The 12,078-nt window shown below is 70.5% G+C and carries 14 protein-coding genes and 2 pseudogenes; 5 read left to right on the top strand and 11 right to left on the bottom strand.

What is annotated here, in order from left to right; genetic code table 11:
• Positions 1-13 precede the first annotated feature (13 nt).
• The 9 genes and pseudogenes from AB0C46_RS26515 to AB0C46_RS26475 form a co-directional block, all read right to left on the bottom strand.
• A pseudogene (locus AB0C46_RS26515) lies at positions 14-139 on the bottom strand (monooxygenase); the annotation flags it as partial.
• A 365-nt stretch (positions 140-504) separates the two neighbouring features.
• The gene (locus tag AB0C46_RS26510) at positions 505-1,044 is read right to left on the bottom strand and encodes a hypothetical protein (RefSeq protein ID WP_362830774.1); all 540 of its coding nucleotides are present in this window, start codon (positions 1,042-1,044) and stop codon (positions 505-507) included.
• 123 nt (positions 1,045-1,167) lie between these two features.
• Positions 1,168-1,836, bottom strand: coding sequence for a uracil-DNA glycosylase (locus tag AB0C46_RS26505; RefSeq protein WP_362830847.1), 669 nt, complete (start codon positions 1,834-1,836; stop codon positions 1,168-1,170).
• Between the two features lie 111 nt (positions 1,837-1,947).
• Positions 1,948-2,913, bottom strand: a complete 966-nt coding sequence (locus AB0C46_RS26500) for an aldo/keto reductase (RefSeq protein WP_362830772.1) — start codon at positions 2,911-2,913, stop codon at positions 1,948-1,950.
• A 123-nt stretch (positions 2,914-3,036) separates the two neighbouring features.
• Positions 3,037-3,807, bottom strand: coding sequence for an SDR family oxidoreductase (locus AB0C46_RS26495; RefSeq protein ID WP_362830770.1), 771 nt, complete (start codon positions 3,805-3,807; stop codon positions 3,037-3,039).
• Between the two features lie 29 nt (positions 3,808-3,836).
• Positions 3,837-4,598 carry a 3-oxoacyl-ACP reductase FabG gene (gene fabG / locus AB0C46_RS26490; protein ID WP_362830768.1) on the bottom strand — a complete coding sequence of 254 codons (762 nt, stop codon included), beginning with the start codon at positions 4,596-4,598 and terminating at the stop codon, positions 3,837-3,839.
• Between the two features lie 251 nt (positions 4,599-4,849).
• Positions 4,850-5,281, bottom strand: coding sequence for a DUF3037 domain-containing protein (locus AB0C46_RS26485; protein WP_362830767.1), 432 nt, complete (start codon positions 5,279-5,281; stop codon positions 4,850-4,852).
• Entirely contained in the window at positions 5,242-6,066 is an 825-nt protein-coding gene (locus AB0C46_RS26480; protein WP_362830766.1) for a HipA family kinase, read from the bottom strand. The genes AB0C46_RS26485 and AB0C46_RS26480 overlap by 40 nt, the downstream gene beginning before the upstream one ends.
• Positions 6,067-6,184: 118 nt before the next feature.
• Positions 6,185-6,274, bottom strand: a pseudogene (locus AB0C46_RS26475) (transposase); the annotation flags it as partial.
• A gap of 171 nt (positions 6,275-6,445) precedes the next feature.
• On the opposite strand from AB0C46_RS26475, the gene AB0C46_RS26470 reads away from it, so the two are divergent.
• Together AB0C46_RS26470 and AB0C46_RS26465 are read left to right on the top strand one after the other, a co-directional pair.
• Entirely contained in the window at positions 6,446-6,820 is a 375-nt protein-coding gene (locus AB0C46_RS26470) for a hypothetical protein (protein WP_362830765.1), read from the top strand.
• 305 nt (positions 6,821-7,125) lie between these two features.
• Positions 7,126-7,938 (top strand): methyltransferase domain-containing protein, encoded by an 813-nt coding sequence (locus AB0C46_RS26465; protein ID WP_362830764.1) that lies wholly within the window; start codon positions 7,126-7,128, stop codon positions 7,936-7,938.
• Between the two features lie 172 nt (positions 7,939-8,110).
• Here AB0C46_RS26465 and eno read toward each other — a convergent pair whose 3' ends face one another.
• Positions 8,111-9,430 carry a phosphopyruvate hydratase gene (gene eno, locus AB0C46_RS26460; RefSeq protein ID WP_362830762.1) on the bottom strand — a complete coding sequence of 440 codons (1,320 nt, stop codon included), beginning with the start codon at positions 9,428-9,430 and terminating at the stop codon, positions 8,111-8,113.
• 189 nt (positions 9,431-9,619) lie between these two features.
• Here eno and AB0C46_RS26455 point away from each other — a divergent pair, with 189 nt between their 5' ends.
• Both AB0C46_RS26455 and AB0C46_RS26450 read left to right on the top strand, forming a co-directional pair.
• Positions 9,620-10,042 (top strand): MarR family transcriptional regulator, encoded by a 423-nt coding sequence (locus tag AB0C46_RS26455; RefSeq protein WP_362830761.1) that lies wholly within the window; start codon positions 9,620-9,622, stop codon positions 10,040-10,042.
• Positions 10,043-10,132: 90 nt separating this feature from the next.
• Entirely contained in the window at positions 10,133-10,381 is a 249-nt protein-coding gene (locus tag AB0C46_RS26450; protein ID WP_362830855.1) for a hypothetical protein, read from the top strand.
• Between the two features lie 46 nt (positions 10,382-10,427).
• Here the strand turns inward: AB0C46_RS26450 and AB0C46_RS26445 are convergent, their stop codons facing one another.
• Complete coding sequence (locus AB0C46_RS26445) at positions 10,428-11,144, bottom strand: SDR family oxidoreductase (RefSeq protein ID WP_362830760.1); 717 nt, start codon at positions 11,142-11,144, stop codon at positions 10,428-10,430.
• A gap of 71 nt (positions 11,145-11,215) precedes the next feature.
• Here AB0C46_RS26445 and AB0C46_RS26440 point away from each other — a divergent pair, with 71 nt between their 5' ends.
• On the top strand, positions 11,216-12,031 hold the full coding sequence (locus AB0C46_RS26440) for a helix-turn-helix transcriptional regulator (RefSeq protein WP_362830759.1): 816 nt from the start codon (positions 11,216-11,218) through the stop codon (positions 12,029-12,031).
• Positions 12,032-12,078: the final 47 nt, after the last annotated feature.

Below are 12,078 nucleotides of genomic sequence, written 5' to 3'. Positions count from 1 at the left end.
TGCCTCACGTGCCGGAAGCATACGTGCCGGCCGGCGGCCGCCAGTCGGCGATCCCGTCCATGCTCCGCACTGCCAGATCCGGTGCCAGGCGGGCGGTGGCGGCCATCAGGGCGGCGCGCAGCGCACAGGCCGGCCGGGAGTCGTGCCAGGCGGCCGGGCTGCCCAGGGCTCCACGTCGAATCTCGCGCGCACCCGGGCGGCCCTGCTGGAAACGGCGGTACGGAGGTACGGCGGCCGGCGGAGCGGGAGGCGGCGGTGCTGACGCCGCGCGAGATGCCCGGGTAGGCGGCCGGGTCCACCGCACCCGAACGGCACGCACTGAGCATGATCGCCTGTTGCGACGGAGTGCTGTTCTCCGCACCGCGGGACAGTTCCCTACGGCTGTCCCCACCCGTACGGCGCTGCGCACCTCCCGCGCGGAGCTGCTCGACGGGATGCTGCGTGGGTGAACGGGATGCTGTGTGGGTGAGGTACCTCCGAGGCGGCCGAGCCCCTCGGCGCCCCCTACGGCGTGTGCCCCGCCGCCCGGTCGATCCGCAGTTGCAGCCGTTCGATCGCGTCCCTGAGGCCTTGGCGGTATTCACCGTCGGCGAGGGCGTTGACCGAGACCCGGGCGCGCCGCAGCTGGGCGCGCGCATCGGCCGGCCGGTCGAGGGCGGCGTAGTCGGCGGCGATATTGAGATGCAGTGAGGGGAAGAACGCCCGGAGCGCGACGAGGGGGTGGCGGGGGCCGGGGCCGTCGGCGACCCTGGACTCCCCCGGCGTGGTGCCGGTGCCCGCGGGCCGCTCGGTGACAAAGCCCTCGGCCGCCTCCAGGGCCCGGAGATCCCAGTCGAGTTCGTCCCGGGGATCATCCTGGGTGTCGGCCATGTAGTGGGCGAGGGTGCAGCGGTGGAAGGCGTCTCCTTGCGGCCCGATCTCGTGCCACAGCGCCGAGAGACGGTTGCGGGCCTCTTCCCGGTCGCCGGCGCGATGCAGCATGATCGCCTGGCCGATCCGGGTCAGCACCCCGTCCTCGGGCGTCGCCTCCCGCCGCGTTTCCACCACTGCACTCCCGTATCCGCTCACACCACGCTGCCGTTCCCTCGACGCTAACCGCCGGAAGGGAGCTGCGCGCGGTGTGCGCGACGCACCGGGTGGTCGGGCCCGCCGGCCAGGCCTGCCGACTCAGCCCAGGTCAGGGATGCGCCAGTCGATCGGGGTATGGCCCTGCGCGGCGACCGCCGCGTTGATCTGGGTGAACGGGCGGGAGCCGAAGAACTTCTTCGCGGACAGCGGGGAGGGGTGGGCGCCCTGCACCACGGCATGCCGCTCCTCGTCGATCAGCGGCAGCTTCTTCTTGGCGTAATTCCCCCACAGCACGAAGACCGCCGGGTCGGGCCGGGAGGCCACCGCGCGGATCACCGCGTCGGTGACCTTCTCCCATCCCTTGCCCTTGTGTGAATTGGCCTCGGCCTCGCGGACCGTCAGGACGGCGTTCAGCAACAGCACGCCCTGCTGGGCCCAGGGCATCAGATAGCCGTTGTCCGGAACCGGGTGGCCCAGCTCCTCCTTCATCTCCTTGTAGATGTTCCGCAGCGAAGGCGGCGTCTTGACGCCGGGCTGCACGGAGAAGCACAGGCCGTGGCCCTGCCCCGCACCGTGGTACGGGTCCTGGCCCAGGATGAGCACCTTCACCTGGTCGTAGGGCGTCGCCTCCAGCGCCGCGAAGACCTGATCACGCGGCGGATAAACCGGACCGTTGGCCCGCTCCTGCTCGACGAAGTCGGTGAGCTCCTTGAAATAGGGCTTCTCCAACTCCTCGCCGAGGACCCCGCGCCAGGACTCGGGCAGCATGTCGGTCACCACGTCAACAACCTCCGGTGTACGTTGCGTTCTCCGTCACAGAACCTACCGGTGACCACTGACAACGCCGTCCGCGGGCCGATCGGCCCAGGGCCTGCCCCCTCAGGCGGTGTCCAGCCGGGCGCGCTGGACCGGGTCCAGCCGCAGATCGAGCGCCGCCAGGCATTCGTCCAGCTGCGCCACCGAGCTCACCCCGAGCACCGGCACCACCGGCACCGGGCCGCCCATCAGCCACGCCAGCACCACCTGGTTCACGGTGGCTCCGCACTCCGCCGCGACCTCCGCCAGCACCCGGAGCCGTGCCACCGAGCCGGGATGGTCGTAGCGCTCCGGCAGTGGTCTGTCCGTACGGGAGTAGGCGCCCGCCATCAGCGTCCCATAGCCGGCCAGCGTCAGATCGGGGTGCGCCGCCGCGTAGTCGAGGAGCTCCTCGTCGGCCTCCCCCTGCATGTCGGGCGGCAGGCCCCGGCGCGGCCGCAGATAGGTGTGCCGCTGCTGTACGGCGCATAAGCCGGGCAGGCCGCGCCCGGCGGCGGTCTGCCGGGCTTCGGCGAGCCGCCAGGTCCGGTGGTTGCCGGCCCCGAGGGTGCCCACGGTGCCGTCCCGGACGAGGCCGGCCAGCGCCTCGACGGTCTCGTCCAGCGGTACGCGACGGTCCTCCAGATGCGCGTAGCAGAGATCCACCCGGTCGGTGCCCAGGCGGCGCAGGCTGCCCTCGATCCCGGCGCGGATGGCCGGTCCGCCCAGGCCCTCTGCATTGGCGGGCCAGACGGCGCCACGGGCCGGGTCGGGCCGGGCGCCGACCTTGGTGGCCAGGACCGTACGGCCGGCCGCGCCCCGGCTGCGCAGCCAGCGGCCGAGCAGCAGCTCGCTTTCGCCCCCGGTGGCGCCGGGGACCCAGCAGGCGTAGTGGTTCGCGGTGTCGACGAAGGTGCCGCCGGCCTCGGCGAAGCGGTCCAGCACGGCGAAGGCGGCCGGCTCGTCGACGGTGGTGCCGAACGGCAGCGTCCCCAGGCACATCGCGCTGATGCGCGGTCCCTGATCGCCGCCGAGCGTGCGGTAGTGCATGGCATGTCTCCCTGACAGGTCCGCTGACGCGCGTGGTGCCGGCCCAGATGAGGACCGGCACCACGGACTCTGCCTCTTGGAGCGCACACCAAGGCAAGGGCGCTCGGGACCCGCCCGGTACTGTCAGGCCCCGGCGTTGAGGAACAGCCCGCCGTCGACGACCAGGTTCTGGCCGGTGATCCAGCCCGAGGCGTCGGACAGCAGGAAGGCCGCGGCCCCGCCGATGTCCTCCGGGACGCCGAGCCGCGCCAGCGGGTAGCCGGCCGCCGCCTCCTCCTCGCGGTTCTCGTAGAGCGCCGCCGCGAACTTGGTCTTGACCACCGCGGGCGCAATGGAGTTGACCCGCACGCCCGGCGCGAACTCGTGGGCGAGCTGCAGCGTCAGATTCACCATCGCGGCCTTGCTCATCCCGTACGCACCGATGAAGGGCGAGGGCGCGAGGCCGGCGATCGAGGTGATGTTGACGATGGCGCCGCCGTTGTCCTTCTGCCATGCGTGCCAGGTGCGCTGCGCGAAACCGAGCGCCGAGACGACATTGGTCTCGAACACCTTGCGCGCCACACCCAGGTCGAGGTCGGCGATGGGGCCGAACACCGGGTTCGTTCCGGCGTTGTTGACGAGGTAGTCGACGCGGCCGAAGGTCTCCATCGCGCGCTCGACGGCGACGGCCTGGTGGGCCTCGTCATGCGCCTTTCCGGCGACGCCGAGCACCCGATCGGCGCCCAGCTTCTCCGCGGCCTCCGTGAGGGCGTCCTCGTTGCGGCCGGTGATGACGACCCGGTCGCCGCGGGCCACCAGGGCCTCGGCGATGCCGTAGCCGATCCCGCGGCTGGCGCCGGTGACCAGCGCCACCTTGCCGGTGGGCTCGGGGAGCCCGCTGTCCTGCTCGGTCATGTCCAGAACTCCTGAGGTCGGTGGGGCGGTCAGTTGAGCGGGCCGCCGGCGACGTACATGACCTGGCCGGAGACAAAGCCGGCCGCGTCGCCGGTGAAGAAGGCGATCGCGTTGGCGATGTCGTCGGGCCGGCCCACGCGCTGGACCGGGATCTGGGTGGCGGCCGCGGCCTGGAACTCCTCGAAGCCCATACCGACGCGCTCGGCCGTGGCGGCCGTCATGTCGGTGACGATGAAGCCGGGGGCGACGGCGTTGGCCGTGACGCCGAACTTGCCGAGTTCGAAGGCGAGGGTCTTGGTGAAGCCCTGCAGACCGGCCTTGGCCGCCGAGTAGTTGACCTGACCGCGGTTGCCGAGCGCCGAACTGGAGGAGAGGTTGACGATCCGCCCGAACTTGGCGTCCACCATGTGCTTCTGGCAGGCGCGGGACATCAGGAACGCACCGCGCAGATGCACGTTCATGACCGTGTCCCAGTCGCTCTCGCTCATCTTGAACAGCAGGTTGTCGCGGAGCACACCGGCGTTGTTGACGAGGACGGTCGGCGCACCGAGCTCGGAGGTGACCCGGGCGACCGCCGTCTCGACCTGCTCCGCGTCCGAGACGTCACAGCCGACCGCGATGGCCTTGCCTCCGGCCGCGGTGATCTTCTCGACGGTGTCCTTGCAGGCCGCCTCGTCGAGGTCGAGTACGGCGACGGCACGGCCCTCGGCGGCCAGGCGTACGGCGGTGGCCGCGCCGATACCGCGGGCCGCGCCCGTGACAATGGCGACGCGCTGCTCGGTGGTGGACATGCGGGTTCTCCTCACCCTCGAAACCTCGACAAGCGGTCCGCCGCACCGATCCCGTAGGTGAGCAACCGCTTAGTAGCCTGAGCAGGGCTGACGCTAGAAGCCCGGCAACCCGCTGTCAACGCCCCACCACCGCGCCGTTGCCCACCTCACCTGTGAGACAGGCCGGGACCCGGTGCACGGGCGCCCCACGACGGAGCGCCCGGCCCGCCCGATGGCGGTGCCGGGCGCCCCTCACAGCGACCCCGTGCTCCTCAGCGCACCAACAACTCCACCAGCCGCTCGGCCTCGGCGGCGGGATCGGCGGTCAGGCCGGTGTGCACCGGTCCCGGCTGGACGATGGTGCTGCGCGGTGCGATCAGCCAGCGGAAGCGACGTCCCGCGTCGTCCCCCGCCGCCTGTCCGGCCCGCTCACCGCCCTGGCAGATGCCCTCGACGGCGCCGAGCGCGGCCCGTACGCCGGCCACATCGGCCGTGGGGTCAAGGGCCAGCAGCCGGGCCTCGTCCAGATAGGTCCTGGCCTCGACGAAGCGCCGGGCATGGCAGTACACGACCACACCGGCATTGATCATCTCGCCGCGCTCGACCCGGGGTACGACCTTCAGCAGGGCGTACTCGAAAACATCGCGCCCGTTGTGCAGACCGGTCACTTCACTGCCCTCCGCGGCGGCTTTCCGGCCAGCCATTCCGGTGCCCGCGAGGGCGTGTCCTGGGACGGCTCCCCGAGGGCAATGTGATCGCTGATCGTCCGGGCGCGGGCCACCAGGGTCTTCACATAGGCCTGGCGCAGGACGTCCGGGGAGTCGAAGCCGGGCTCGTGGGCCAGCCATTCGTCCGGGACGTCCGCCGCGATCTCGGTCAGCAGCTCTTCGGTGATCTGCGGCGCGAATTCATCGGCCGCCGATGCGATGTCCGGGCCGAAGGTGGCGAGGACATGGTCGGAGGCGTTGTACGGGCGGGCCGAAGCCTTCTCCGCAGTGGGCCAGTTGTGGTGCCAGATCATCGCCGCGCCATGGTCGATCAGCCACAGTTCGCCGTGCCACACCAGCAGATTGGGGTTACGCCAGGACCGGTCGACGTTGTTGATCAGCGCGTCGAACCACACCACACGACCCGCCTCGCGGGCACTGACCTCGAAGGCGAGCGGATCGAAGCCCAGCGACCCAGGGAGGTAGTCCATCCCCAGATTGAGCCCGCCACTGGCCTTCAACAGCTCCTGGACCTCCTGGTCGGGCTCGCTCAGACCGATGACGGGGTCGAGCTGCATCTGCACCAGATCCGGCACCCGCAGCCCGAGCCGACGCCCCAGCTGCCCACAGATGATCTCGGCAACGAGCGTCTTGCGCCCCTGCCCGGCACCGGTGAACTTCATGATGTACGTACCGAGATCGTCCGCTTCCACGATCCCCGGGAGCGATCCACCTTCACGCAAGGGCGTGACATAGCGGGTCGCGGTGACTTCAGTCAGCATTTTCCCAGGCTACCTGGCACCCCAGATGGGAGATCCAAGGATTTTCTTCCACCGCCAGCGCGCACACGAATGCCCTTCCTGCACGCCGGGGAGAATCTGGAGAGTCTCGACCGGCATGACGCTGGACACCTGCCGAGCACACGCCTTTCTTCAGGAAACCGGTGTCATCCACGATGAGCACGGCCTCGGGGCCGCCAAGGCGCTCGATGGCGGACCGGTGCCGGCGCAGTCCGGCGTGGGCGTTGAGTCCCAGCAGCGCCGTCCGGCTCGCGTGGGACCCCTGCCATGGGACGGCCGGCCCCGTCCGGCACTTCTGTCGCAACTCACCCTTTGCGTATGGTGTCTTGAGACCGCAGAGCGCGGTCGAAGGGAGATACTCATGCCTACGCAGACCAGCCGCGCATCACACAACCTTCCTCGCTTCGAAGACGCAGAACCGCTCGGCCCACAGGACGCGGAGTTCGCCAGGGACATCAAGGCCGTGCTGGAGAAGCACGGCAACCTGGACCGGTTCGGTCTGGTCCTGTTACACGACCACTTCTCGGTCGGCGGCGACGAAGTGCTCGTCGAGACGAACGATCCGCAGGCCCGCACACTCCACGTCGAGGTGGAGAAGAAGGGAGAGACCAAGCACGCCCACCCATCGCAGTGGCGGTTCGTCGCGGACTTCGACAAGGCGACCACCGCACAGAGCGACAGCATCCCCTACGAGGTGCTGATGCTGTGCCTGACGCTTGCCTGCGAGAAGCGCTGAGGCCGGGCGGCACCGGCTGACACGGGCGCGCACATGGGGAGGGCTGTACGAGTTCCCTCGGGTACAGCCCTCGCTGTGCTTCGCCCCACCTCGGGGCATCCTCGCCGATGTCCTCGGCTGAGCCGAGCGATGAGGAGCTTGAGCACAGCGAGATACGTCGTCCGCTCGTCCGGCGGCGCGAAGTCGGCAGGTTCGCACGGCCGGTGTCCGAGGCCCACAGCCGGTCTGACAGCCACGACAGGAGGGCCCTTCTGGTGGCGGCGCGATCCCCACACTCCGGCCACTCGCACGAGAGAGACGTACCCATGACACAGCGGCCTGCCACCACCCCGTACAACAGCGGCTTGTTGAGCAATGACGCCCAGCGTGAACGTGACCGCTTGGAGTCCATCCAACGCAGCGTCGACGCGTTCACCACCGGAATCCTTGATGGCCTTCCCATCGAAGCCTCATGGAACTGCCTGGAACTGGGCGCGGGCACCGGCTCCATCGCCTACTGGCTCGCCGACCGCTGCCAGGATGGACGCGTGGTCGCTGTCGATCTCGACACCCGCCACCTGGACGCGGGCCGGGCGGCGAATCTGGAGATCCAGGAAGCCGACATCACGCGCGGGGACTACCGGCCTGGCAGCTTCGACCTCATCCATGCCCGTTACCTGTTCTGCCATCTTCCGGACCGCGACGAGATGGTCGCGCGGGCCGCCCGCTGGCTCTCCCCCGGTGGCTGGCTCGTCCTCGAAGAGCCCTACCACCTGCCGGCCGACACCTCGCCCATCCCGCTGGTCCGGCGCATCCTCGACGCCTATCAGCGCACCTACCGCGCGCACGGAGCCGACATGACCTGGGCCCGCGCCCTGCCCTCACTCCTCGCGCGCAACGCACTGACCGAGGTGGCCTTCGCCGGAAACCTCGGCTGCATGGGCGGGCTGGACAAGGACCGCTGGCTCCCTCTCATCACCCAGGCGGCCCCCGCTCTTCTCGCCGACGGTCTCATCACTGAAGCCGACCTGACCGAGTTCGCCACCCTGTTGAAGGACCCAACGTTCATCGACATCCCGCAAGTCACCATCTCCGCATGGGGCCGCCGCCCCCGGGAAATGCCGAACGCGTCGGTCTGATCGGGAGACCGTCAAGCCTTCCCTGGCCTTCCGCCCACGGCACAGGCAAGCCAGAGCAGCCGCGGGTGACGCCGCTTGGGCGGAGCGCGGACCGGGTGTCGTTCTGGTTGTGCTGGGGGCCCGCGTGGTCTCTGCCTCTGCCTCTGCCTCTGCCTCTGCCTCTGCCTGCTGTTCACGCCCGGCGCAGTGCGGAGTGGCCCGCGAAGCGCGCCGAGTCGCCCAACTCCTCTTCGATCCGGATCAGTTGGTTGTACTTCGCCGTGCGGTCGGACCGGGAGAGTGAGCCGGTCTTGATCTGACCGCAGCCGGTAGCCACCGCCAGATCCGCGATGGTGGTGTCCTCCGTCTCGCCCGAGCGATGCGACATGACAGCCGTCCAGCCCGCCTGGTGGGCCGTGGCCACCGCGGCCAGCGCCTCGGTCAGGGTCCCGATCTGATTGACCTTGACCAGGACCGAGTTGCCGACGCCGGTGCGGATGCCCTCGCGCAGCAGCGTCTCGTTGGTGCAGAACACGTCGTCGCCGGTGAGCTGACAGCGGTCGCCGACGCGGGCGGTCAGCTCGCGCCAGCCGTCCAGGTCGTTCTCCGCCATCGGGTCCTCGATGGAGACGACCGGGTAGGCGTCGATGAGCTTGGCCAGGTAGTCGGCGTGCTCGGAGGGGCTGCGGCGCACCCCCTCGCCCGCGTAGTCGTACACCCCGTCGCGGAAGAACTCCGACGACGCCGGGTCCATGACCAGGCCGATGTCCGTGCCGGGGCGGTAGCCGGTGCGCTCGATGGCGGTCATCACGAAGTCGAGCGCCTCCTCAGCGGTACGGAGCGCGGGCGCGAAGCCACCCTCGTCGCCGACGCCCGTGGAGTGCCCGGCGGCCAGCAGATCGCGGCGCAGGGAGTGGAAGACCTCGCTGCCCATACGGACGGCTTCGGCGAAGGTGTCCGCGCCCACGGGAGCGATCATGAACTCCTGGAAATCCAGCGGATTGTCGGCGTGGGCGCCGCCGTTGACGATGTTCATCATCGGCAGCGGCAGGAGGTGGGCGTCGGCGCCGCCGAGGTAGCGGTAGAAGGGCTGGCGGTGGGCCGCCGCGGCGGCCTTGGCGGCGGCGAGGGAGACGCCGAGGATCGCGTTGGCGCCGAGCCGGGACTTCGTGGCGGTGCCGTCGAGGGCGACCAGCGCGGCGTCGAGACCCGCCTGGTCCGCCGCGTCCCGGCCGCGCACGGACGCCGCGATCTCCCCGTTGACGTGGGCCACCGCGCGGTCGACGCCCTTGCCGTGCCAGCGCGCGGAGTCTCCGTCGCGCAGTTCCACGGCCTCCCGCGCACCGGTGGAGGCACCGGAGGGGACAGCCGCGCGCCCCAGGGCCCCGTCCGCCAGGACGACGTCGACCTCGACCGTGGGGTTGCCCCGGCTGTCGATGATCCGGCGGGCGATGACGGTCTCGATGGCGGTCTCAATGGCGGCGTTGACGGTTCCGACTGCCGTTGCGGACATGGGAGTTCCTTCCCGTTGTCGTGTGCCGTGGCCCCGGCTGCGACAACGCTGGCGCTGAGCCCGACAACGCCAAACCCTACAGCAATGCTGCTCAGTTTTGCTGCATATCTGACCTATGCAGCATTGCTGCGCAGGTCAGGTATGCAGGTCAGGCACGCAGGCCTGCTGACCAACGGGGTAAAGTGCCCTATGCCCACCTCGGAAGCCGCCGCCATCGCCGCCGAACTGCGCACCGCGATGGGCAAGCTCACCCGACGCGTCAAACACGAGGACCGCATCCCCCTCGGCCAGGCCGCCGTGCTCGGTGCACTCGACCGCAACGGCGCCATGACCACCAGCGACCTCGCCGCAGATCAGCGCGTACGCCCCCAGTCGATGGCCCGGTCGGTGGGGCTGCTCATGGAACAGAACCTGATCACGCGCCGGGCACACCCCACGGACGGCCGCAAGTCGCTGGTCGAGCTGTCGGACGCGGGCCGGACCGCGCTCGAAGCGGAGCGCGGCCGCAGGGCCGGTTGGCTCGCGCAGGCCATCGAGGCCGAACTCACAGATGAGGAACGGGCGTTGCTGGCACAGAGCGCCGCCCTGCTGGAGCGGCTCGCCACCCACTAGTGCCCCGACTAGCGCCCCGACAGGCAGCGTTCGCCCCGTCGTGACGCCCGGCACGCTCCTCCAAGCTCTCGGCTTCGCTCAAGCAGCGACGTGCCCCCTTCGATCGTCGGCTTGGTCCTGGAGGAGATCGCCGTGGACGGCGCGATCACCAAAACGCCCGGCACCCATGCGTGGCAGAACGCCTCCCAGCGCCTCGCTCGCTGCTACGAACGCCGCGCCACCGTCATCGACGCCTTCTTCGACGCCTTCTTCGTCGCCTTCTTCGTCGCCTTCTTCGTCGCCTTCTTCGACCTTGCCGACACGCTCGTCACGGTCCGTCGTCTGATCCGCCGAGCCTGAACCACCCACCGCTGGGACACCCGTCCCCGGCGCCGCCCATGACTGATCACCAGGGCACGGGCGTTCCGTCCCAGGAGAAGAAGCCACCGGTGGGGCCGTCATCCGGCAGCAGGGCCAGGCGGAGAGCACCCTGGGCGGCCTCGGCCGGATCGCCCCCGGCAGCGGCGGCCCGGGGGTTGAGATCGGTGGCCCGCAGGCCAGGGGCGAGCGCGTTGACCTTGAAGCCGTCCTCGGCCAGCGTCTGGGCGTAGAAGACGGTGAGGGCATTGAGGGCGGCCTTGGAGGACCGGTAAGCGGCTCCGCCTCCGCTTCCCGGGGTGAACTGGGGGTTGGGGGTGGTGCTCCAGGTCAGTGACGCGGTGCCACTGGAGACGTTGACGATGCGCGGGCGCGGGGACCGGCGCAGGGTGGGCAGGAAGGCGTTGGTCACCGCCACCACCCCGAACACGTTGGTCTCGTATGTACGCCGGAAATCCTCGACGCCGGTGTCGGCCGGCGGGGCGAGTGACGGTGCGATGCCGGCGTTGTTGACCAGCACGTCCAGGCGGTCCACCTGAGCCGCGGCCGGTGCGATGCTGCCGGGATCTGTCACGTCGAGGACCAGCAGGCGGGCCCCGGCGCCGATCTCCTCGACGGCCCGCTGCCCGCGTCCGGGGTCGCGGGAGCCCACGTACACGGTGAGGCCCTCGGCGGCGAGCAGCCGGGCGATATGCTGGCCGATGCCCTTGTCGGCACCGGTGACCAGAGCTGTGTGTGCGTTCATGGCCACTACGTTTCCCTGGTCGTGGGTGCCCTGCCAGGGACAGCCTGTACCAGGCAGTGGGAGGAGGCGGCATGGTGCGGCAGGAGCTGGCCCACTACCTGCGGGACCGCCGGGCGGCCCTGCGTCCGCACGAGATCGGCCTGGCGGCGACGGGCACCGACCGCCGCACACCGGGTCTGCGCCGCGAAGAGGTGGCGGAGCTCGCGCACATGTCGGTCGACTACTACACGCGGCTGGAGCAGGCCCGGGGGCCGCGGCCATCGGCCCGGATCCTGGACGCGCTGGCCCGCGCACTGCGGCTCACACCGGCCGAGCGCAGCCACCTGTTCCGCCTGGCGGGTTCGAGCGCGCCGCCCGGCATCAGCGCCGTGCGGCGGGTACGCCCGCACGTGGCCCGGATGCTGGAGCGGCTGCCGGAGACCGGTGCCATCGTCACCGACGCGGTGTACGACGTCATCGCCTGGAACCCCCTGGCCCGGGCACTGCTCCGCGCCGGCCCTGGAGACGGGACGACGAACCTGGCCCGACGCCGCTTCCTGAGCCAGGAGCGGATGCGCGAGAGCTCCAGCGCCGAGGAATTCGGGCACATCGTGGTGGCGCGGCTGCGCCGGGCCGCGGACCGCTACCCGCATGACCCGCAGCTGGCCGCCCTGCTGGCCGAACTGCACGCCGGGAGTGAGGAGTTCCGGCAGATCTGGCAGGCGCGTCCGGTCCACACTCCCGGCCACCGCACCAAGACCCTGGACCATCCGGAGGCCGGTGCGCTGCGGTTGAACTGCGACGTCCTGCTCGTGCCCGAGGATGACCAGGAGGTCGTCCTGATATCGGCCGACCCCGGATCACCTGCCGCGCGGACCCTGCGCAGGCTGGCCAGGCAGACGACCTGACACGAAGGATGCGCACAGGTCTCACCAGCCGTCACGGAGCGTCGCAC

The organism is Streptomyces sp. NPDC048637, assembly GCF_040650675.1.
Lineage (GTDB): Bacteria > Actinomycetota > Actinomycetes > Streptomycetales > Streptomycetaceae > Streptomyces.
This window is presented reverse-complemented; position numbering and strand designations above follow the sequence as displayed.